This window comes from Reichenbachiella versicolor (genome assembly GCF_003171675.1).
GTDB lineage: Bacteria > Bacteroidota > Bacteroidia > Cytophagales > Cyclobacteriaceae > Reichenbachiella > Reichenbachiella versicolor.
In genome coordinates this window covers 1-22,113 of record NZ_QFZQ01000013.1, presented here as the reverse complement: position 1 = coordinate 22,113, position 22,113 = coordinate 1, and the positions used below count along the sequence as shown (strand labels likewise).

14 protein-coding genes and 1 pseudogene are annotated in these 22,113 nt (G+C 37.7%); 9 read left to right on the top strand and 6 right to left on the bottom strand.

Annotation, left to right across the window (positions count from 1 at the left end; all coding sequences use genetic code 11):
- Together DKG80_RS19865 and DKG80_RS19860 are read left to right on the top strand one after the other, a co-directional pair.
- A complete protein-coding gene (locus DKG80_RS19865; protein ID WP_162556010.1) occupies window positions 1–1,461 on the top strand; it encodes an NADH-quinone oxidoreductase subunit N in 1,461 nt (486 codons plus the stop codon).
- A gap of 9 nt (window positions 1,462–1,470) precedes the next feature.
- Entirely contained in the window at window positions 1,471–3,360 is a 1,890-nt protein-coding gene (locus DKG80_RS19860; RefSeq protein ID WP_109833135.1) for an amidophosphoribosyltransferase, read from the top strand.
- Window positions 3,361–3,550: 190 nt separating this feature from the next.
- Here DKG80_RS19860 and DKG80_RS19855 read toward each other — a convergent pair whose 3' ends face one another.
- The 3 genes and pseudogenes from DKG80_RS19855 to DKG80_RS19845 form a co-directional block, all read right to left on the bottom strand.
- Window positions 3,551–4,168: an ABC transporter ATP-binding protein gene (locus DKG80_RS19855; RefSeq protein WP_109833134.1), complete on the bottom strand. Its 618-nt coding sequence runs from the start codon at window positions 4,166–4,168 to the stop codon at window positions 3,551–3,553.
- A 10-nt stretch (window positions 4,169–4,178) separates the two neighbouring features.
- Window positions 4,179–4,646, bottom strand: a pseudogene (gene fabZ, locus DKG80_RS19850) (3-hydroxyacyl-ACP dehydratase FabZ); the annotation flags it as partial.
- A gap of 161 nt (window positions 4,647–4,807) precedes the next feature.
- Window positions 4,808–6,037, bottom strand: a complete 1,230-nt coding sequence (locus DKG80_RS19845; RefSeq protein WP_109833132.1) for an HD domain-containing protein — start codon at window positions 6,035–6,037, stop codon at window positions 4,808–4,810.
- Between the two features lie 123 nt (window positions 6,038–6,160).
- Here DKG80_RS19845 and porX point away from each other — a divergent pair, with 123 nt between their 5' ends.
- Genes porX through DKG80_RS19830 form a run of 3 tightly spaced genes read left to right on the top strand, consistent with a single transcriptional unit; the run spans window position 6,161 to window position 9,373 of the window.
- The gene (gene porX / locus DKG80_RS19840; protein ID WP_109833131.1) at window positions 6,161–7,723 is read left to right on the top strand and encodes a T9SS response regulator signal transducer PorX; all 1,563 of its coding nucleotides are present in this window, start codon (window positions 6,161–6,163) and stop codon (window positions 7,721–7,723) included.
- A 5-nt stretch (window positions 7,724–7,728) separates the two neighbouring features.
- Window positions 7,729–8,151: a tRNA (adenosine(37)-N6)-threonylcarbamoyltransferase complex ATPase subunit type 1 TsaE gene (gene tsaE, locus DKG80_RS19835; protein WP_109833130.1), complete on the top strand. Its 423-nt coding sequence runs from the start codon at window positions 7,729–7,731 to the stop codon at window positions 8,149–8,151.
- Complete coding sequence (locus tag DKG80_RS19830) at window positions 8,144–9,373, top strand: alanine dehydrogenase (RefSeq protein WP_185140184.1); 1,230 nt, start codon at window positions 8,144–8,146, stop codon at window positions 9,371–9,373. The genes tsaE and DKG80_RS19830 overlap by 8 nt, the downstream gene beginning before the upstream one ends.
- A 102-nt stretch (window positions 9,374–9,475) precedes the next feature.
- On the opposite strand, the gene DKG80_RS19825 is transcribed toward DKG80_RS19830, so the two are convergent.
- A complete protein-coding gene (locus DKG80_RS19825) occupies window positions 9,476–11,914 on the bottom strand; it encodes a tetratricopeptide repeat protein (RefSeq protein WP_109833129.1) in 2,439 nt (812 codons plus the stop codon).
- A gap of 427 nt (window positions 11,915–12,341) precedes the next feature.
- Here DKG80_RS19825 and DKG80_RS19820 point away from each other — a divergent pair, with 427 nt between their 5' ends.
- From DKG80_RS19820 to DKG80_RS19805, 4 genes are all read left to right on the top strand, one after another.
- Window positions 12,342–13,853, top strand: coding sequence for a sulfatase-like hydrolase/transferase (locus DKG80_RS19820; protein WP_245907048.1), 1,512 nt, complete (start codon window positions 12,342–12,344; stop codon window positions 13,851–13,853).
- Window positions 13,854–13,860: 7 nt separating this feature from the next.
- Window positions 13,861–14,571 (top strand): GDSL-type esterase/lipase family protein, encoded by a 711-nt coding sequence (locus tag DKG80_RS19815; RefSeq protein WP_109833128.1) that lies wholly within the window; start codon window positions 13,861–13,863, stop codon window positions 14,569–14,571.
- Window positions 14,572–14,750: 179 nt separating this feature from the next.
- Window positions 14,751–17,978 carry a glycoside hydrolase family 2 TIM barrel-domain containing protein gene (locus tag DKG80_RS19810; protein ID WP_162556009.1) on the top strand — a complete coding sequence of 1,076 codons (3,228 nt, stop codon included), beginning with the start codon at window positions 14,751–14,753 and terminating at the stop codon, window positions 17,976–17,978.
- A 133-nt stretch (window positions 17,979–18,111) separates the two neighbouring features.
- Window positions 18,112–18,462 carry a DoxX family protein gene (locus DKG80_RS19805; protein ID WP_109833126.1) on the top strand — a complete coding sequence of 117 codons (351 nt, stop codon included), beginning with the start codon at window positions 18,112–18,114 and terminating at the stop codon, window positions 18,460–18,462.
- Window positions 18,463–19,058: 596 nt separating this feature from the next.
- On the opposite strand, the gene DKG80_RS19800 is transcribed toward DKG80_RS19805, so the two are convergent.
- Both DKG80_RS19800 and DKG80_RS19795 read right to left on the bottom strand, forming a co-directional pair.
- Window positions 19,059–19,622 (bottom strand): hypothetical protein, encoded by a 564-nt coding sequence (locus DKG80_RS19800; protein ID WP_109833125.1) that lies wholly within the window; start codon window positions 19,620–19,622, stop codon window positions 19,059–19,061.
- Window positions 19,619–22,113 (bottom strand): phage tail protein (locus tag DKG80_RS19795; RefSeq protein ID WP_221409166.1); only part of this gene is annotated, 2,495 nt, incomplete at its 5' end. The genes DKG80_RS19800 and DKG80_RS19795, both read right to left, overlap by 4 nt.

Below are 22,113 nucleotides of genomic sequence, written 5' to 3'. Positions count from 1 at the left end.
TTGAATCAGGTAGGTACTCAAATACAGCAGCTTATACTAGGTTTTTCCTATTTACTGTCAGAGGTAATTATTACAGTAGGAGCTATTCTAGTATTAATAATGCAACTTATTGTAAAGGAAAAAGGAGAACTGTTTAAGAGGCTTTTCACTATAGCCGTATTAGCGGTGGCTGCTCTATCAATTGGTCAACAATCGATAGATGGTGAGTTTATGATAGGATTGCTTTGGCAAAGTTCTTTACTGCGAATAATTAAAGCTCTTTTCATAGGAATAGCAATTGTAGTATTTGTATTTCCGAATGAGAAAAAATTATATAATCAAGGAGAGTATTACTTCTTGATACTGATGGTGCTATTGGGAGCAATGCTGGTAATTCAGTCGGCTAACTTTTTGGTGTTTTACATCGCAGTTGAATTAGTTTCTATTTCTTCTTATGTGTTGGTGGTATTTTCATTTAGACCTAAGGGTTATGAAGCAGGTTTGAAATATTTGCTTTTTGGAGCAATGTCAAGCGGAATTATGCTTTACGGTATGTCATTGATTTATGGACTTACTGGTAGTTTAAACATACCTGATTTTTCTATTGCAATCATTAGTCAGCTTTCGAATAGTCCATGGTTAGTCATGGCTATAGTGTTATTCGCTATAGGTCTATTGTTTAAACTAGCAATGGCACCTATGCATATCTGGGCACCCGATGCTTACGAAGCAGGACCTACTCCGGTGGTTGGATATATTTCAGTTTTACCCAAAGCTTCAGTTTTCATATTTGCATTCGCGTTGGTTATGTATACGGGAATACCATCCGTTTCTTGGGGGTGGAATCAAGGTCTATCTGTAGTTGCTATTACTAGTATGTTTATCGGGAATTTAGCGGCTTTGCGACAGACCAACTTGAAGCGACTGATGGCTTATTCATCCATAGCGCACTCAGGATTTATTATAGTAGGATTGATAGCTGGAGGAGACTTTGGTATTCAATCACTAGTATTTTACTTGGTTATTTATGCTTTGATGAACTTAGGTATGTTTTATTTCATCGCGGTACTTGAGCAATCGGGAATTAATCAAATAGAAGATTTGTCAGGTCTTGGAAAGAAAAATATTGGGTTTTCCATTCTAGGATTGGTAATCCTAATAGCCTTAATAGGGTTGCCACCTACAGCAGGTTTTACTGCTAAACTCTTAGTCTTTTCAGCGTTATGGGAATCTTACACCAAAAACCCTGAAGGCTATTTGATGTGGTTGTTAGGAATAGGAGTTCTTAATTCAGCCTTATCCTTGTTTTATTATCTGAAAATCCCATACCAAATGATCATAAAAGAAGGCAGTAAAAAGAGATTGAGTGTTTCAAGAACTAATGTCGCTGTACTGACGTTCTTTTCAATATTAATATTAATATTCTTCTTTAAACCAGACCTTTTGCTGAACATATTAAATCAAACTAGTTTTGCATTTTAGAGAGAGGAAATGAGCGATCCAATTAAGCATGAATGTGGTATAGCACACATTCGACTAAGAAAACCCCTTCAATATTATATTGATAAGTACAACACGCCCCTCTATGGAGCAAATAAGTTGTTGCTACTGATGAAAAAAATGCAAAACCGTGGACAAGATGGTGCTGGTATTGCAAACATCAAAATGAATCTAGAGCCTGGATACAGATACATCAGTAGATTCAGGTCAATAGATCCTAATCCTTTAAATAAGATATTCGATAAGGTCGCTAAAAAATTTGGTAAGGCCAGAAAAGAAGGAACGGATGATCAATACTTCAATGAAGATTGGCTGAAAAAAAATTATGGTTTTACTGGAGAGGTATGGTTAGGCCACTTAAGGTATGGCACACATGGGAAAAATGGTATTGAAAGCTGTCATCCTTTCTTAAGGCAAAATAACTGGAGAAGTAAGAACCTTGTCGTAGCGGGTAACTTCAATATGACCAATGTAGATGAGTTGTTTGATAAACTTGTTGAGTTAGGTCAAAATCCAAAGGAAAAGACTGATACGGTTACAGTAATGGAGAAGATCGGTCATTTCTTAGACGAAGAGAATCAGGAGCTTTACGAGAAGTATAAAAATCAATTTACTAAGGCTGAGATTACTCAGAAAATTGAAGACGAACTTAATATAGGTAATATCCTCAGACATAGCTGTAAAGACTTCGATGGGGGTTACGCTATGGTAGGGATGATCGGTAGTGGAGCATCATTTGTGGCTAGGGATCCAGCAGGTATTCGTCCAGCGTATTATTATGCAGATGATGAAATAATTATTGTAGCCTCCGAAAAACCGGCTATTAAGACTGCTATTAACTGTGCATATGAGGATATCAAAGAGATTAATCCAGGTCATGCCCTGATCATTGATAAGGCAGCGAATTATCATGAAGAGCAATTTTTGGAACCTCTTGCTAAGAAATCTTGTACGTTCGAAAGAATATATTTTTCAAGAGCATCTGACCCTGATATTTATAGAGAAAGACAAAAATTAGGTGAACTGCTTGTTCCTAAAGTGCTAAAAGCAGTCAACTTTGATTTGAAAAATACAATCTTTTCATACATTCCTAATTCTGCCGAAACTTCATTTTTAGGATTAATGAAAGGTATGGATGATTACTTAGTTCAGAAGAGAAAAGAAATCATCCTAGAAGGAAAGCCAACTCCAGATGATTTAGAGAGTATACTTTCTTTTAAAGCTAGAGTGGAAGAACTAGTGATTAAAGATGCTAAACTAAGAACATTCATCACGGGTGATGCTGAAAGAAATTCATTGGTTTCTAATGTTTATGACACTACTTATGAGGTTGTAAATAAGGGCAAGGACAATTTGGTTATCATTGACGACTCTATTGTACGAGGAACAACACTAGAACAAAGTATTCTTTCATTACTTGATAAACTGGAGCCTAGAAAGGTAGTTATTGTTTCTTCCGCCCCTCAAATTAGATATCCTGACTGCTATGGTATCGATATGAGTAAAATGAAGGATTTCGTGGCATTTAGGGCGGTCTTAGAGCTTCTAGAAGATACAGGACAAGCTCATTTGTTGGACGAGGTAATGGAGAAATGTATGATTTCTGCTGACGAAAAGAATGTTCCTAACTATGTCCAGGAATTATATGCTCCATTTACACAGGAAGAAATATCTGCTAAGATCACTGAGATTGTTCGACCTAAGAATATGAAGGCTGATCTTGAAGTATTGTTTCAAACAGTTGAAAATCTTCATGTAGCATGTCCAGATCATGATGGTGACTGGTATTTTACCGGTGATTACCCTACGATGGGTGGTAATAGAGTAGTTAATAAAGCTTTTGTCAACTTTATGAAAGGAGTGACTGTAAGAGCATACTAAAGGAAGTTAAAAATTTTACTGAAATGGTGTTTTACTGGGTAGAACACCATTTTTTTATGTTTGAGATTATTAGTGAAAAGACAAATCGATTCGAAATAAAGGGTAATACCTTATACCTTTTGATCAAGTCAGAGCATGCAAAAGTATATTCAAAAGAGTTGTTTAAAGATAGACGTCATTATTAGACTAGCTAATCTTTACTGACGTTCAGTACTTTATTACAGAATTCGTATTCGAATTCTTGATTAGAAGCAATTATTATTGGGATCTCAGAAGATATTTGTTTGATCTGATCAATGTACCATTTCGTTCCAGTAGAATCTAGGTTAGTGGTAGGTTCATCAAGGAGAATCAATTCAGATTTAGAGTAGAATGTAATAGCGAGTTTTAGTCTTTGTTTCATTCCCGACGAGAAGAATTTGATAAGTTTATTCTCATGCCCATTTAGGTACATTACTTCAATAAGTTCTCTTAGATTAGAAACTCTATTTAATTTTTTAAACTGGAAATGAAATTTTAAAAACTCTTTGAGTGTATACTCTTCTATAAGTTCTATGTATGGGGCTGCATAGCTGATTTCAGGAATAGCTTCCTCCACTTTGATTTCTTTAATTGGATTTGAATAAATGACTTTCCCTTCTGAAGGGAGTGAAGAACCTGCAATAATTTGAACCAGAGTAGATTTTCCACTGCCATTGTGACCTGTAAAAGCTACTCGGTCGGTTGGTTTGATATGGAAATTCAGGTTTCTAAAGATCCATTGGTTACCGATGAATTTCTTGCCAATGTTGTCTAAAGAAACCTGCATTAATAGTGTATTAAGCGTCTTTTCTTGTAAGACTTGCTGTCATAGTTCCTTGAGAAGCTATTTTCCCATTCACCTTAGCCACACCAGCCATTTTGCAAATGCCTCTTTTGATTGGTTGGAGCAATTCACATGTGATTTCTAGTGTGTCACCAGGAAGTACCATCTTTCTGAATTTGAAATTGTCTACTCCTAAGAAGTACGTCCAGTAGTTTTCTGGATCAGGAACAGTGTTTAGACATAATATCCCGCCGATTTGAGCCATAGCTTCAATTTGAAGCACACCTGGCATTACGGGGTTTTCTGGAAAGTGACCTTGGAAAAAAGGTTCGTTCATCGTCACATTTTTGATTCCAGCAACATATTTTTCATCTAGATGCCAGATCTTATCAATCAACAAGAAAGGGTATCTATGAGGTAAGATCTTTGAAATACCGTTGATGTCGTATACAGGTGGTAAACTTGGGTCGTATGCTGGGATTGGTGATGCGTCTTTATCCATGTTCTATATTAGTTGTGAATTGGTGCTGTTAGGTGATTTGAGCGCCAAATTTAGAATTTTCAGCCTAAAAAACGTTGTGATAACATTATTAGTTTGATAATGAAGGTTAGAGCTTATTAGCAAGTAATGATAAAAGCGTGTTATTTGATTTCATACCAACAGAAAAAATGTTTGTTTACTATTTTACTCATGGCTTTAATATTAGGAAGGTCAGTAGCTTTTTCTACATCTACTATTTCTTGTCGTTTGGTAAGAATTTTTATTTTTTGACCACTTCGCATATAAGCGGAGTTGCTGATTTTACCAGAACCTGTTAAGTAAGAAGCTTCTTTTTTACTGACATTGAAGTTGTTCTTAATAGCCTCTAATTTTTCTTGGGCGAATTCACTTGAAGGTTTTTCATTCGAAAGTATGATCTTAAATAGATCACGATCCAACATCGATTTACTCAATTTTGATAGAGCAAAGTCTGGATGTTCTCTCCAAAACTTCATGCTTCCCCATAAATCACTGTCATCCAAAAGAGAGAATACTTGGATAATCTCAGGATCTTCCATAAAATCATCCCACCCAATGTTTCTCTCTAAAAACATCCTAAGTGCCGGCGTAGCATCAATATTATCACCTTTCTGACATATTTTTTTTGCCCTGCGAATCATTTGAATTAGCATTTCTTCCGCACTTACAGATGTCTTGTGGAGATAGACTTGCCAATACATTAGGCGTCTAGCACTTAAAAAGTGTTCTATACTGTAGATACCTTTTTCTTCGACTACAATTTCATCATTTTTGACATTAAGCATATTGATGATACGTTCAGAACCAATACTGCCTTCTGATACACCAGTAAAGAAGCTGTCTCTCTTGAGGTAATCCAATCGATCAATATCTAGCTGAGAAGAAACCAGCTCATGGAAAAATTTCCTGTGATAACGGCCGGAAAAGATATCATGAGCCATGTCTAGAGCACCGTTGAACTGTTTATTTAGCTGTTTGAAGAAGAGTAGAGATATCTCTTCGTGTCTGACGTCGTTTAACAGGCTAAATTCAAGTGTATGAGAGAATGGCCCATGTCCAATGTCATGCAGCAGTATAGCTATCATACTAGCTTCTAGTTCATCATTGGAGATTTCAACGCCTTTAGTTCGTAGATTAGTCAAGGCTTCATACATCAAATGCATTGAACCGATTGCATGGTGAAATCTAGTATGAAGTGCTCCAGGGTAAACTAAGTTGGTAAGGCCAAGTTGCCTGATTCGTCGGAGTCTTTGAAAATAGGGATGTTCAATGATTTCGAAGATCAATTCACTGTGAATGGTAATGAAGCCATAGACAGGATCATTGATGATTTTATTTTTGTTAGTCAAAATCCGTGCTTTTGAATAGAAAGTTGTCCTCTGATTATCTTATTTTGAAAGCAATGTTTGTAATAATCACTTTTGGTTATTCAACAAGTGTTCAAAATAGCTTTTAAGGCAAGACAAAGATAGACGATGAGAAATTATAAAATCTTATGGGCAGATGATGAAATTGATCTTCTCAAACCACATATTCTCTTTCTCAATGACAAAGGATATGAAGTAGAGCCGGTCAACAGTGGCGCTGATGCATTAGAATCACTGAAGGAAGATGATTTCGATATTGTCTTTTTAGACGAGAATATGCCAGGAATCTCTGGACTGGAGACTTTAGAACAGATTAAGCCGTTGTACCCATCTCTTCCTGTGGTGATGATCACCAAGAGCGAAGAGGAGTATATCATGGAAGAAGCTATAGGATCTCAAATAGCCGACTATCTCATCAAGCCGATAAACCCTAATCAAATATTACTTTCGGTAAAGAAGATTTTGGATAATAAACGATTGGTCTCTCAGAAAACCAACATGAGTTATCAGCAGGATTTTAGAAATATTAGTATGGCATTTTCTGAAAATCTTGATCACAATGAGTGGATTGAGATATATAAGAAGATGGTTCATTGGGAATTAAAGATAGATGAGACGGAAGAAAAGGATATGGCTGAAATCCTTAACATGCAAAAAGAAGAAGCCAACTCTGAGTTTAGTGAATTTTTAATCGATAATTACGAGGAATGGTTGAACCAACCGGACATTGATAGACCATTGCTATCCTATCAATTAATGAGTAGAGAGGTTTTTCCTTTACTTAAATCCGATGAAAAGGTGTTTTTCTTTTTGATTGATAATTTAAGGTACGATCAATGGCAACTGATAGAGCCAATGGTATCGGAATATTTTCATATCGAAAATGAAGTTCCTTTTTATTCTATTTTACCAACTACTACTGCTTATGCGAGAAATGCTATTTTTAGTGGTTTGATGCCAGACGATATGGCCACTCGTCACAAGGATATTTGGGTAGGAGAAGACAAGGAAGAAGGTAAAAACTTGCAAGAAGAAGAGTTTCTAAGAAGGAATATGAAGCGCTGTGGATTAGAGGGCAAGTCTATGACTTACAACAAGGTCATTCAAAAAGAGCAGGGAAAGCAAGTTTTGAACAATATAAATAATCTCTACAAGAATGATTTGAATGTGGTAGTGTACAATTTTGTAGATGTACTTTCTCATGCCCGTACCGATTTGAAGATGATTCGAGAATTGGCACCGGATGAATCGGCTTATCGATCATTGACTCAATCATGGTTTATGCACTCCACACTACTTGAAATGTTGAAAATCTTGTCAGAGAAGGACTTCAAGGTAGTAATCACAACAGACCACGGTACGATCAGGGTCAATAAGCCTGTGAAGATTGTAGGAGATAAAAACACCAATCCTAACCTTCGATATAAGGTCGGGAAAAATCTCAATGTTGACAATCCAGAGTCTGTTTATATTGTCAGAAGTCCAGAAGATTTGAGGTTACCAAAACCAAATGTTTCAAGTGCTTATTTCTTTACGAAAAAGGATGATTTCTTTGCTTATCCAAATAATTACAATCACTATGTGAATCTATATAAGGATACCTTTCAGCATGGAGGAATATCAATGGAAGAAGTCATAGTGCCTTTAATTCATTTGAAGCCTAAAAAATAAAATAGATGGAGTTTAAGCTCAATTCGATTGAGGAGGTCGGGGAAGCGGCTAAGAAAATAATAACCTTCGCTGAAGAGAGGAAAGTTTGGGTTTTTGATGGTTCAATGGGGGCAGGTAAGACCACATTAATAAAAGCTATAGCCATAGAATATGGGATTTTAGATGAGACTAGTAGTCCTACTTTCTCATTGGTAAATGTCTATGAAGATGCTAATGGGGAAGAATATTATCATTTTGATTTTTATCGAATAGAAGAAGAAATGGAAGCAGTAGATATTGGCTGCGACGAATATTTCTACTCTGGAAACCATTGTTTCATAGAGTGGGCAGAGAGAATTCCATCTTTGATACCAGATCAATACATCAAGATTAGTATTATCTTGGAGCCTGACAACACCCGTACCGTAAGACTAAGTAAGCATGACTGAGCAATTGAAAGGTAGCGTAACGTCGCTAGTAGAAGAATCAAAGGTGTACCCTCTAGAGAAATTAGCTTCTCTCAAAAGAGGTGGAAAATCACTTACTATTGGACTCCCTAAAGAAACATCTACCTATGAAAATAGAATAGGTTTAACTCCAAAGGGAGTAGAAACGCTAACCAATCAAGGACACAAGGTCTTAGTACAATGTGGCTCTGGGCTTTCTTCAAATTTCTCAGATGAAGATTACTCTAGCGCTGGCGCCAATATTACTAATGATGCTAAGGAAGTATTTAAGTCAGACGTGGTCATCAAAGTAGAATATCCAACTACAGATGAAATAGGGTGGCTCAGTCCAGGTAATACATTGATCTCTACTATTCATAGGCATGAGAAGAATGTTAAGCGCAGACTTTGTATGCTGAATGAGAAAAAGATCACTGCTATTGGTTATGAACTGCTCGAAGATAATGGGGGAGGTCTTCCGATTGTAAGGGCAATGAGTGAAATCGCAGGATCTGTAGTGATGCCACTTGCTGCTGATTATTTGGCGGTAGGCAAAGGTCATGCAGGAGTTATCCTTGGAGGTATTACAGGCGTGCCACCTACGAACATAGTCATCATAGGAGCAGGAACTGTTACAGAATATGCTGCTCGTACCGCTTTAGGTTTTGGAGCCTCTGTTAAAGTATTCGATCAACACCTCTATAAGCTTCATAGATTAAAGCAAATCCTATCAGCTTCTATTTTTACTTCTACCATTGATAATGTGGCTTTGAGAAAAGCATTAGAAGAAGCGGATGTAGTTATTGCAGCTGTAAGATCCGAAAGAGGTATCTTAGAAAAAGTGATTACGGAAGATATGGTTCGTGCTATGAAAAAAGGAGCTGTAATCATTGATGTCAGTATAGATGAAGGAGGAATCGTAGAAACATCCCGACCCACAAATCTGAAAAACCCTGTTTTTGTAGAACATGATGTAATTCACTATTGTGTCCCTAACATAGCATCGCTTGTACCTAGAACCTCGACCAAGGTACTTAGTAATATTTTCGTTCCCATATTATCAGGTATTTCAAAAGTAGGAGGGGTTGATCAGATGATTTATCAAAATTCATGGTTCATGAAGGGGGTTTATGCCTATAAAGGGTTTTTAACCAATGTTCATTTAGCCGAGAAATTCAGAATGAACTATAAGGATTTGAATCTTTTAATGGCTGCAAGGTTTTAGTCTTGGGTCAATAGCTTGTTTGGCGGGTTTCCAATTTTGGGTCGTTGAGTTTCGATTCTAACATTTATGTCTTTTCATCAAATGACTTAAGAGCCACTGATATTATCTGTTAAAAATCGTCTTCAATATTCTATTAGTTTCTTGAACGAATTGTCCCTTGTCTCTTAAGTCTTCAAGGTCTTTGATCGCACCATCAAGTGAGGCATCGTTTTTATCAGCTTTAGCTTTATATGAAATATAAAGCTCAATTGATTCTTCCGTTTCGCCAAGGCATAGCTTTGATAGAGCATGATTGAACATAGCGTAAAATGCATACTTATCTAATTCAATCGCCTTCACAGAATATTTAACACAATTCTCATAATCCCCTACCAAGTAATAGGTCCATCCCAGGTTTCCAAAAGCTCCGGAAAACTCCGGGTTAATTTTTCCAGCTTGATGAAAATGATAGATCGCAGAATCGTATTGTTGCTGTTGATAGTAATTAAAAGCTAACCCAAATTCCGCACTCGCATATTTTGGAAAGACCATTAGCGCTGCATTGTAATAATAATGGGCTGAATCAAACTCTTCTGTAAACCTGAACATGTCAGCTAGTCTTTTCTTAGGGTAGATATTGAACCTTCCTCCATATTTAATAGCCAACCTGAAGTCTTCTTTTGCTAACTCTATACTTTCTTTTCTAGTGTATAGATCACCTCTATCCGTATAGTATGCTCCATTTTCAGGTTGTAGTTGGATACACATGTTGATATCATCAATGGCTTTGTCAATTTTTCCTTTTGAGGAATAAATTTTAGAACGTCGACTAAGAACCAAATCATTGTTAGGGTTGATTTCAAGAGACATATCAAATAGCTCTATTGCTTTTTCAGAATTATCTTGGTTGAGATAAGATATCCCTAAGTTCATATATGGCATATAGTTATCAGCATCAAGCTCTATGGCCTTCTCAAAATAGTATTTTGCACTGTCGTATTTTTTGAGTTCTCTATATGAGAGTCCGAGTCCATTATAAGGCCAAGTAAAATTGGGGTTTATTGAAATGGCTTTCTTGTAATCTAATATAGCTGAATCATACATCTGTTGGCGCTCGAAACAATTGCCGCGGTCATTGTAAGCGTAAAAGTAATTGGGCATTAGCTCTATGGCCTTGTTATATGACCCTAATGCAATGGGATGTAAATTGACCTCAGCAGTAGACAGAGCCTTATAATAATGTGCTAGGCCAAAGTCTGGTTCTTTGTCTAAAACCTCATTGAACTTTTTGATAGCGATAAAGTGAAGTCCTCGATTGAAGTTGAACCGTCCATCAATGTATTTAACAGAATACGAATCACTAGCAGCCTCAGCATTTTCAATGATATTTTTTGTAACTTCATTAGGATGGTAGGCTACCAGTGCGTACAGATAACATCGCTGTACTAACTCGGACTTTGGATTCTTTTCTAAATAGGTTTTACATTCCTTGACAGTCTTATCTACCGAATTATCAATAGATACTTCACGAATCATACCACCGAATATTTCAAGCTCTTTTTCATCGAACTCTTGCGAATCAATAAGCTCGTAGAGCAAGACTATTTCTCGATCCACGTAGTCCGCGTCGGGCTGATAGGCGACGTTCTCTGGAAGTTTATAAAATTCAGTAAGTATTTTAGCAAGGCCTTTTATACCCTTAACCAATTCGTAATCATACAAATCACAAAGACTCATTAAAATTTTCGGAGCCGAATCAGAAGGGTCTAGATCCATTAAAACTTCAAGATCAGCCTTAGCTTCTCTAGTAAGACTTCTGCGGAGAAAATAATTAGCTCTAGCATTAAGTATCTCAGATTGTTTCGGCGAGGCGGCCAGTCCAGCATCAAATGCTTGATCTACCTTGGCCAAGTTACGCTTCTCTTCGAATATCCAAGCTTTTAGGATATACGAAGAAGGGTATAATGGATTCGCCTCTATGTTTTTATTGATGGTTTTGAGCGTTTTTTTGATATCTCCCATCAGGTAATAGGTATAGGCTACATTGTGAAGAAGTTGATCGTAGGTACTGTTGATTTTTAGTCCTTCATTATAGGTTTTTAGAGCCTGATCATAGTCCTTGTTCATTACATGGATATATCCTAGATAGCTATATCCATCTAGAAAATAAGGAACTTCTTTAATAGATAATGTAAGGTAATAGATCGCACTATCGTATTGCATTAATCCCGCATAGCTAGAGCCAATGTAATAGTCAGGGTAAGGGTTTCGCTCTTTTTCCGTACCTGCATTTTCTCCGATTATTTCCGAGTAAACTTTCTTAGCCTTCTTAAAATTGGATAGCGCTTCACTATAGTTTCCCTTATCGTAAAGTTTGATGCCAAAGTCAATAAAATCATTGTAATCAGTTGGCGCTACAATAGAGGAATCCTGCACATTAGCAATAATGTTTTGGACTTTGAACTGCGGATCTGTGAAAACACCTCTCAATGGATCAGTCTGAGCTAAAAGCCCTTCAGATATGATAAGTGTAAGAAGTATTAATAAAACTAGTCTTGTCATGGTTAACAGATTACGGGGTTTTTGGACGGATGTATAAATACGAATGGATAAAATTATAACGTCTGTCAACAAAAAGCTATTTACTAAGAGGTGTGGTGGTTCTATATTTTAAAATTATACTTTACTGGACAAATGATTAACAGATTGAATTTAGAATATAAGAAGGCCTAAACTTGTTTTTCTTTTCATTTATAGAGTCTTCACTTGGTTAGTTTGATTCTGTTAAGTTTATCGACCTACTCCATTAGCAACAAAACTACTAGTATGAAAAGCAAAAGTGTAAAAAAAATGTGCTTCAATATTTTTAATTGATTCGACGAAAATCACCTCCATTTTTGAAAAACACCCCGATGTTTTGATAAAGACCTCCCTAAATAGTTTGGACAAAATCTTGATATTGCAGTTGTCAAAATAAACTTATGTGCAAATGTTTAGAATGAGGATTAAAGCTTTCGCTAATATGTTTTTAGCACTTGTAGCAATCACTAGCTGTCAGCAAAAAGAGACCGAGAATAAGCAACCTAATATCGTATTTATCTTCACTGATGATCAGACTTACACTGCGATCAATGCTTTAGGTAATAGCGAGATCATCACCCCCAATATGGATCGTTTGGTCAATGAAGGTACCACTTTTACCAACGCCTATAATATGGGAGCATGGAATGGAGCTGTTTGTGCTGCTTCTAGAGCGCAACTCAACGCTGGACGTTCAGTTTGGAGAGTCAATAAGTTCAGAAAAAACTGGCTGAAAGGTGATTCATTAGATCAAACTTGGTCTATGATGATGAAGCAAGCAGGGTATGATACATACATGACAGGTAAGTGGCATGTAGATGCCAAAGCAGGTAAGGTCTTTGATAAAGCAAAGAACATCCGCCCCGGAATGCCAAAGGACAACTGGGAATTCTCTAAAATGAGAGACTTATTCCAAAACAAGGTAGCAAAGGGTGAATTGACAGCAGAAGAAATAATGCCTCTGGGATATGGTAGGCCAAAAGACGAAGCAGATACGACATGGAGACCTTATGACCCAGAGATGGGTGGGTTTTGGGCTGGAGGTAAGCACTGGAGTGAAGTGCTGAAGGACGACGCCTTAGCGTTTATAGACTCTGCCAAAATCAAGGATAAACCATTTTTCATGTACCTAGCCTTTAATGCGCCTCATGATCCTAGACAGGCTCCAAAAGAGTATGTTGATATGTATGACATCAACAATATATCACTTCCTGAAAGTTGGGTGCCAGAGTACGAGTATCAATATTTAATTGGAAATGGACCTTCTGTAAGAGATGAGGCTTTAGCTCCTTTTCCTAGAACAGAGTTCGCTACTAAAACCCATATTAAGGAGTATTATGCTATTATCACTCATTTGGATGCACAGATAGGAAAAATACTTGATGCATTAGAGGTATCAGGAAAGATGGACAATACTTACATTTTCTTCACTGCTGATCATGGTTTAGCCATGGGTAAACATGGGTTGATTGGTAAACAAAACCTATTTGATCACAGTGTCAGGCCACCGATGATGGTAGTAGGTCCTGATGTACCTAAAGGTCAAAAAATCACAGCAGATGTTTACTTACAAGATATTATGGCATCCAGTTTGGACTTGGCTGGAATCGAAAAGCCGTCATACGTAGAGTTTAACAGCATGATGCCATTGATCAATGGTGAAAGGACAGATTCATATTATGATGCGATCTATGGTGCATATGTAGACAAACAAAGAAGTATTCGTAAAGATGGTTTTAAACTAATAGCCTATCCAAAAGCGAACAAATTATTGCTATTTGATTTGGAAAATGATCCAGAGGAGATGAATGATTTGTCAGAAAACGAGCAGTATCAAGATAAAGTGAAGTCTTTATATGCCGACTTAGTGGCTTTGCAAAAATCATATGATGACCCGCTCCAATTGAAATTTGAGTTATAATCACGTTATGATTACAAGAGCAAAACTGAATTACTGGTTAGTCATAGTACTGCCTTTGTTTTTTGTGACGGCATGCCAGCCCAAAGTAGAAAAGGTGCTATTTGTAGGGAATAGTATCTTTCATCAAGGACACTTTATGAACTATTTGGAGGATAGTCTTAGTGCTTCAGGAAATGATGATTATGAATTGCTAAACGCAGGCTTAAGTAGTGAAACGGTCACAGGGCTATCTGAAAAGATTCACAATCCACCAAGGCCTTATGTTTTTGATCGATTGACTTTATTGTTAGATTCTATTCGTCCCGATAGAGTCATATATCTATATGGGATTAACTGCGGAATATATCAACCGATGAACGATCAAACGAAGGATCTATTTGCACAAGGTTTGGATCGATTGATTTCTGAAACTAAGAAGGTAGGAGCGGAGGCAGTCTTGATGACTCCAGCTCCACTAGCATTTGTGAAAAATGACACACTCAATCTTCCACCCGAAGACTACAGTTGGAAGCAGCCTTATCCTAAGTATGATCAAGAAGTTGTTCGTCCTTTTAGACAAATGATACAAGCAAAATCAAAAGAGGTAGATGTAATAGATCTATACTCTGCATTGTACGACCAGAAGGAAAAATCTTACGGAAAGAAAGATCCCATTCACCCTAATAAGTATGGTCATCGACTGATGGCAGAGGAGATATTGAAGTATTTATTGAAATAGATCTTATAAAAATCAAAGGCTGTGTTTAAAACTCCGATGTCTGAATTTATAGGTCAGGCATGGGAGTTTGTTGCTTTATAGGGTGGGCAATTGTAATCGCTTTCGATTATGACAAAATAATTTCTAATAGTAGCTGCCGGTTTCATAATTTGGCGCTGTTATTTGAAACAAGTATTAAAATGTATAAAAAGACATTACTATTACTGGCAGTAGTTTTCTATGCTGTGTCTGCCAATTCCCAGTTCAGAGAGTGGGAAGATCCTACTATCTCCTTCGTGAACAAGATGCCCTCAAGAGCAACATCTTACAATTTTGATAGCGAAGCAGAAGCCTTGGCAGGAGATAGAGAAACATCGAGCCTTTACAAAAGTCTAAATGGAAATTGGTTCTTCAACTGGGCTCCTAAGCCTGCTGATGCTCCAAAAGACTTTCACAAACCATCTTTTGATTACTCCAAGTGGGATAAAATCTCAGTTCCATCTAACTGGGAAATCAAAGGGTATGGTAGGCCTATTTATACGAACTCAACTTATCCATTTATGTCAAATGCTCCCTTCATAGGAGAAGAAGACAATCCAGTAGGTTCTTATGTAAGAACCTTTGAAATCCCAGAAGCGTGGGAAGGTCAGGATGTGATTTTACATTTCGGAGGTGTGACTTCAGCATACTATGTATGGGTAAATGGAGAATATATCGGGTACGCAGAAGACAGTAGAATGTCAGCTGAGTTTGATATCACATCAAAGCTGAAAAAAGGAAAAAATACACTCGCAGTCAAAGTCTATAGATGGTCTGACGGGAGTTACTTAGAAGCTCAGGATCATTGGAGACTTAGTGGTATCCATAGAGAAGTTTACCTTATGGCTACTCCTGTCACTAGGCTCAATGACTTCTTTGTAAGAACAGATTTAGATGAGAAGTTCGAGAACGCAAAACTTCAAGTAAGACCGAAAGTTTATTCAAGTAATCAAGACAGGTTTAAGACTTATAAATTTGGAACAGCACCAAGACCAACCATCTATGATAAGTGGTCGCTAGAGACTAAACTGGTCGATCCATCAGGTGCTCAGATAGGAGAAACTCACAAAATCGAGCTTGGTAAGATCATCAAAGAATTCATTCCTCAACGTGAGAATGTTTATTTCGGTAAGTTGATCGAAATGAACATCAAGTCGCCAGAACTGTGGACCGCTGACAAGCCCACACTTTATACATTGGTATTTACTGTGAAGGACGAAAAAGGAACTCCTCAGCAATACACTTCTACGAAAGTAGGTTTCCGTGAATACGGGCAAAACGAAAACGGCGCTTTTACTGTCAATGGTATTCCTGTGAAGATGATCGGAGTCAACCGTCATGACCATAGCGATGTCAATGGAAAGGCAGTCACTAGAGAAGAGATCGAAGAAGATATTAAGCTATTGAAGCAATTTAACTTTAACTCGGTAAGAACTTCTCATTATCCAAATGACCCATACTTCTATGATCTATGTGATAAGTATGGATTATATGTCATGGATGAAGCCAATCTGGAGTCGCATGGTGTCAGAGGTGAGTTGACTAACAATCATAGATGGGCGTCAGCCTACATAGAAAGAGCAATTAGCATGGTGATGAGGGACAAAAATCACCCCTCTATCTTCTCATGGTCACTGGGTAATGAATCAGGTATGGGACCAAACCATGCTGCTATGTCTACTTGGATCAAAGATTATGATCCTACTAGAATGATTCACTATGAAGGAGCAGCAGGTAACCCTACAATGAGAAAGACTACCAAAGGAATCGAGCCAAGTGCACCATTCTGGGTAGATATGCATAGTAGGATGTACCCAACACCTAAAATGCTTCAAGAACTAATCGATCAAACTGAAGAAGATGGGAGATTAGTTGTGATGTGTGAGTATGCTCATGCAATGGGTAATTCACTAGGTAACATGAAGGAGTACTGGGATGTGATTCATAGAAACGATAGAGCATTGGGAGGCTTTATCTGGGACTGGATCGATCAAGGTATATACAATACGACTGAGGATGGAGTAAAATATTTAGCCTATGGAGGCGATTTCGGTGACAAACCAAATGACAATAGTTTCTGCATCAATGGTATCATCACTGCCGATCGCAAACCAAAAGCTGAAATCTTTGAAGCTAAGAAAGTCAACCAACCTGTCATTGCTAAGGCTGAAGACTTGAAAAAAGGGATCTTTACTGTCACGAATAGAAAGGAAACTACTGATCTATCTGTATATGATTTGTACTGGTATATAGTTGACAATGGAGTTAAAGGAAAGCCTCAGTTAGTAGAAGGCTTCAATGTAGCAGCTATGTCTTCTAAGAAATTAGACTTAGGGTATGTACTTCCCAAAGGAAAAGCAGGTCATGAATATTGGGTCAATATAGAAGGTAGACAAAAAGCCGCTACTTGGTGGGCACCAAAAGGCTACGTTGTATTCGAAGAGCAATTCCAGTTGCCAGTAGCTTCACCTGCTCCTAAAGCTGAGAAATTTAAAGGAACGGTAGTCAAGTCTGAATCAGGAAGCAATGTCACTTTCAAAGGAGGAGATTTTTCAGTAGCATTCGAAGGAGGTTTGCTTAGCTCGATGAAGGTAGCAGGCAAGGAAATGATCAAGTCACCTCTGAAGCCTAACTTCTGGAGAGCGACTACTGAAAATGATACCGCGTATCGTAGGAAGGGAGACTGGGATAAAGAATATGATTGGGCGAAAGCCACTTTCAAACTCTCTTCGGGCAAAGCCAGTATATCAAATAATAGCGGGACTTATGAGGTAGAACTCAAGAGTGAAACTATGAAGACGGCTGTCAAGCTAATCTACACGATCAAGTCTGATGGTAGAGTAGAGGTAGCCTACAGTTCGGATATAGATGCCAACTCTCCGAATCCAGCTAGAGTCGGTATGCAAATGGATATCGCAGATAGCTATGAGAATGTAACATACTTAGGTCAAGGTCCACAAGCAGCATACTCAGATAGAGCATATGGAGCCCATGTAGGAATATATAGATCTAAAGTAGCAGATATGGATATTATGTATATCAAACCTCAAGAATTAGGTAATAGAATGGGAGTGAAGCACGCCACACTAAAGGATAAATATGGTAGAGGCTTATTGATCAAAGGAGCTCAAGACTTGAACTTCAGTGTATGGGAATATAGCCTTGCGAATATCGACGCAGCCAATCACTCCTATGATCTCAAGGAGCGTGATGTATTCACTGTGAATATAGATCTAGCCCAGCAAGGTGTAGGAGGAGACAATACTTGGTCTCACATCGCACAAGCTCACGAGGAGTATTTGCTAAAGGGAAGAAAGTACGACTATAGATTCGTGATCTTACCTCTACGAGGTAAAAAGCTCGATCCTGCTACAGTTGTAGTCAAGTAGGGTAATTCAGCCCCACAGTAAACACCTCTTCAATCTATTTGCATCAAAGCGAATAGATTGAAGAGGTTTTTTTATAGATTGAACTAATATCAATCTAACAGTGTATTACTGTTGAAAAAAATAACTCAACACTATGAAAAAGAATAAAATTATCTACTACATCAGTACAGGACTATTGACAGCATTGATGATGATGTCAGCCGGTATGTATTTTTTCAACAATGCGGAGGTCAACCAAGTATTTGAAGGTTTAGGATATCCAGCTTATGTGGTTATTCCATTAGCAGTGGCAAAGTTGCTAGGGCTAGTAGCCATATGGACTAAGAAAAATAGAACCTTGCTTGAGTGGGCTTACGCAGGATTCTTCTTTGATACGATACTTGCTATTCAAGCTCATGTCGAGAAAGCAGATGGAGAGTTTGCTCCTGCTGCAGTTGGAGCCATCCTTGTTTTGGTTTCTTATACTTTCGAAAAGAAAGCTTAACTCCATAGCTGAAAATAATTGGTCAAAAGCATTATTACCTTTTAGGTAATCACTATCTAAGAAGAAATAAAATCTCGAATGTAGAGTGATATGAAATTTAGGTTTTGATCAACCTTTGAAGCTCTTAGAAGAAAATCCGATTTGTTCGGGTTTTTTTGTACCCTTCTTGTACAAGAATAATCTGTACAAGAATAAAATTTGTACACACAGTTCTTGTACAATCTAAAATGGAGTTTTGTACAAGAAAAAATCAACTTGAAAATTTCTTGTACAAAGATCAAGCGCTTAAAAAAGAATAAATTTTGTACAAGAATATTTTAAACAGAAAAATTCTTGTACACGTACTGCTTGCACTCTTCAAAAACAAAATCTGTACACTTAGATTTCAAAGTAAAAAAAAAGGTGTACAAGCATTTCATGTCTCAAAAAAATATTTTTTTGTACACCCAAAATCCATTTTAAAATTTGAGTGTACAAGAATAGACAGCATAGGTGTGTACACCGAAATATCATTTTTAAAATCGGGTGTACAAAAACAGCTCAAAAAAACCTCTACAGCTTCACACTAAAGAGTGTTTATAATTTCTTTATGAATTCTAAAAAGAATTATAATGCCTGAGATTTTCTTTATTTTCAGGAGCTTCAAGCTTAAGGGCCTTTACAAACTCACCCTCATCTTTGATTAATTCAAAATCTTCATAACTCTTCCATTTACCTTCAGCAGTCACATTTTTGTACCAAATCAATTTTATTTTACCCTCTATTTCAGTCGCATAAAACTTGGTAATGTATTCGTTATTCAAGTTTTTATATTCTCCACTAGAGTATATAACATATAAAGTATTAGACAATGTAGAAACATATTCTTTCGAAGCAGTATAAATAGGTTTTTTATACTCTTTAATCAAGAATATTTTTCGTTCAGCCATTCTATTGAGCCACTTTTGCTTGTCTTCATCTGACTTTTTTCCATTATATGCATTTAAATAATTGAAAGGTGAATCTGCATACAAACTCAAACACTCGTCTTGAAAATCCAAAAATCGATCTTCAAGCTCGGCATTAGTAGCATCAGATTCAAAACTGTATCTTCTTATTTTAATTTCTGATTGAAAGACATTTTCTACAAAATGTCTTACGTCTTCAATATTGTATCTCATATTTTCTCACTTAAAGCATACAAAAGATCTTTACCGACCTCTGCACTTATATCTGTCTTCATAGGTTTACCGTTCGCAACAACTGAAAGAACTTCATATTCCACTTTCATACATCTTGCTTGCCCCATCTTTTTAGCATTTTTTTCGATTAACGACTTTAAGTTGTCTTTTGAATATTTCGAAAGATTTAACAACGTCTCATATTCATGTTGACTTCCTTTACCTCGATCTTTATTTTTTAATTGAGTAATTCGTTTGTGCATTGCTAACTGAACAAATCTCATACTAACGTCGTTGTCAGGGGTTGCATATTCAATTTTTACCTGCATTTTGAAAGATTCAAGGCCGTTTATTTCCGCCAACTTACCAGCGATCATATCTTCTCTAGCCTTCATTTCCTTTTGATTATAAGACTTAGAGGTATAAACAATATTTTTTCCAGACTTATAACCTGTGCCCCCCAACATATTAGCCAAAGCATGAGCTCTATTGTGAAGATCATAAGTTTCACCTTGAATTACACCTGCACCAAAATCATGTAAAGTAAGATGGCTACCTGTTATTTTTTCTGGAAGTCCTGTCTCTTTATCGTATACGACATTAAATTCTTGATTACCTCCTTTATACTTGTAGTAAAGAATTTCTTTTTTATCAGAAGCGGCTCCTTTAATTGTTCTTATACTAATAGGGTCAACTTCGAACTCCTTGTGCGCTTCAGTTGAACCGATATGCTTCCTTCTGTCGGCAGGTGTTAATGGTTTAAGCTTTTTGTATTCGTCAAGTGCATTCTTCTCTTTTTCTACTTTTTTGGTATACTTATTACCTCCCAGTTCAGAAACAGTGATACCCCCTGAGACCTTGGATGTTTTAGAACTGACTGCACTGTAACCGATTATCTGATTACCTTCTCGTTCTTCGGCTATTTCTACTTTTTCGCTTGGTTGCAATATCGATGAACCTCGAAGTATCTGTGCCAATACTTTGTTTTTTTCATCTCCTTTACCAATCCCCATTAGGTCTTTCAGACCATAGTCATCTCCAAACTTACCAATGAGCCTCCCTAATTTGGATAATGCCACTTGTGCCTGATTTCGCTTCGCTTGATCTTTACTATTACTTACATCATCTATTTTCTTGGTGGTTACTTGGGTGACTTTTAATAACCGTACTGCCTGACGTTTGACGATATCAGCTTTTCCATTCAGGTTCTTGGCTTTTGGATTGGCTTTGATTTGCTTGATGGCAGATCGTAACTTACCCATTAATTCACCTCTTATAGAGGCCATTATGATCTTCTTATTCTCAAAAGTTAGGGTATGTCCCGAACCAGCCATAGAGAATTTTTCTCCTTTCAATTTCAGCTTGCTCTTCTTTTCCTCCTTTTTCGCCTGATTATCGACTTTGTCTTTAGAAACTTTCTTTTTACCCCCTTTACTCTTCCCAAACCAAGCCTTCGCCTTCTTAGCTACAAAACCAACTCCACGGTCGATGGCTTTGTTGATCGGGGCACTGACCTTGCTGATGATCTCTTTGATTTTCTTGGCTATTCCTCCTAGTCCTAGGAAACTGGCTAAGCCACTTAGGATCATCGGTATCGTCGTAGCCATGGCGTTTTCGATGAACCCTGCTGCTGCACTGATCTTTCCTGCTGCTATCGAACTGACAGAGTTGACCACTGAGGTGATGAAGGTAATGATTCGCTGTGTGTTGTCTACGATCCACATCACTAGCTTGTAGATCGACTTGATGGCTTCTACGATGGCTCCTGCTGGATTGAGCATCAGTGCGATTTTGATCACTGCTTCTTTTACAATAGTCATCAGAGCCCAGTTCTTGATGCCATCGATGGCCATTTGTTTGACTGACTCGGCTTCTGCTTGTAGATGCTCCCAGAGACCTGATACTCCATCTTTCTTGATCATGGTGACTACTTCGAAGCCTTTCTCGGCGGCTCCCATCACTGGTTCTCCTACATGCTTGACTATTCGCTGCCTTAGGTTCATCCATGTAAGTCCTAGTGCTGAGAAGCCCATCTTCATGATGCCTCTGAGATCAAAGGTCTGGGGGATTTCTATGATGCCTCCTACGGCTCCGGTAAGCCACTGTACCATGCCTCCCATGATGTGCTTCTTGAAGTTGGTCTGGAAGCCTGTGATTCCATTGTTGACCGCTGAACCTAGATTTGTAAAGAAGCGCATCGGTTTGGTGATGACCTCTGTGAGCGTTACTACTCCTTTGTTGATCATCGCCATGACTGGAGCAGGGTCCATACCTGCGGCTGTAAGGGTGAAGGTGAAGAACTTCATGGCTAGGTCTAGCACTAGACCACCAAACTTGCTCATGGCGCCTTTCATCTTGGCTTTACGCTCTTCGATCTTTTTGTCTACAGCTGCGATGGCTTGTGCTCGGAGCTTGGCCATCTTCTCTTTGAGGGCTTTTTCTTTGGCTACGGTCTGCTGCTGTAGTTTGTCGAGTTTTTCATTGATATCCG

Excerpts from the sequence above, each read along its gene's own strand:
- DKG80_RS19860 (WP_109833135.1), top strand. The coding sequence starts at position 1,471 with ATGAGCGATCCAATTAAGCATGAATGTGGTATAGCACACATTCGACTA.
- DKG80_RS19855 (WP_109833134.1), bottom strand. The coding sequence starts at position 4,168 with ATGCAGGTTTCTTTAGACAACATTGGCAAGAAATTCATCGGTAACCAA.
- porX (WP_109833131.1), top strand. The coding sequence starts at position 6,161 with ATGAGAAATTATAAAATCTTATGGGCAGATGATGAAATTGATCTTCTC.
- tsaE (WP_109833130.1), top strand. The coding sequence starts at position 7,729 with ATGGAGTTTAAGCTCAATTCGATTGAGGAGGTCGGGGAAGCGGCTAAG.
- DKG80_RS19830 (WP_185140184.1), top strand. The coding sequence starts at position 8,144 with ATGACTGAGCAATTGAAAGGTAGCGTAACGTCGCTAGTAGAAGAATCA.
- DKG80_RS19825 (WP_109833129.1), bottom strand. The coding sequence starts at position 11,914 with ATGACAAGACTAGTTTTATTAATACTTCTTACACTTATCATATCTGAA.
- DKG80_RS19820 (WP_245907048.1), top strand. The coding sequence starts at position 12,342 with ATGTTTAGAATGAGGATTAAAGCTTTCGCTAATATGTTTTTAGCACTT.
- DKG80_RS19815 (WP_109833128.1), top strand. The coding sequence starts at position 13,861 with ATGATTACAAGAGCAAAACTGAATTACTGGTTAGTCATAGTACTGCCT.
- DKG80_RS19810 (WP_162556009.1), top strand. The coding sequence starts at position 14,751 with ATGTATAAAAAGACATTACTATTACTGGCAGTAGTTTTCTATGCTGTG.
- DKG80_RS19805 (WP_109833126.1), top strand. The coding sequence starts at position 18,112 with ATGAAAAAGAATAAAATTATCTACTACATCAGTACAGGACTATTGACA.
- DKG80_RS19800 (WP_109833125.1), bottom strand. The coding sequence starts at position 19,622 with ATGAGATACAATATTGAAGACGTAAGACATTTTGTAGAAAATGTCTTT.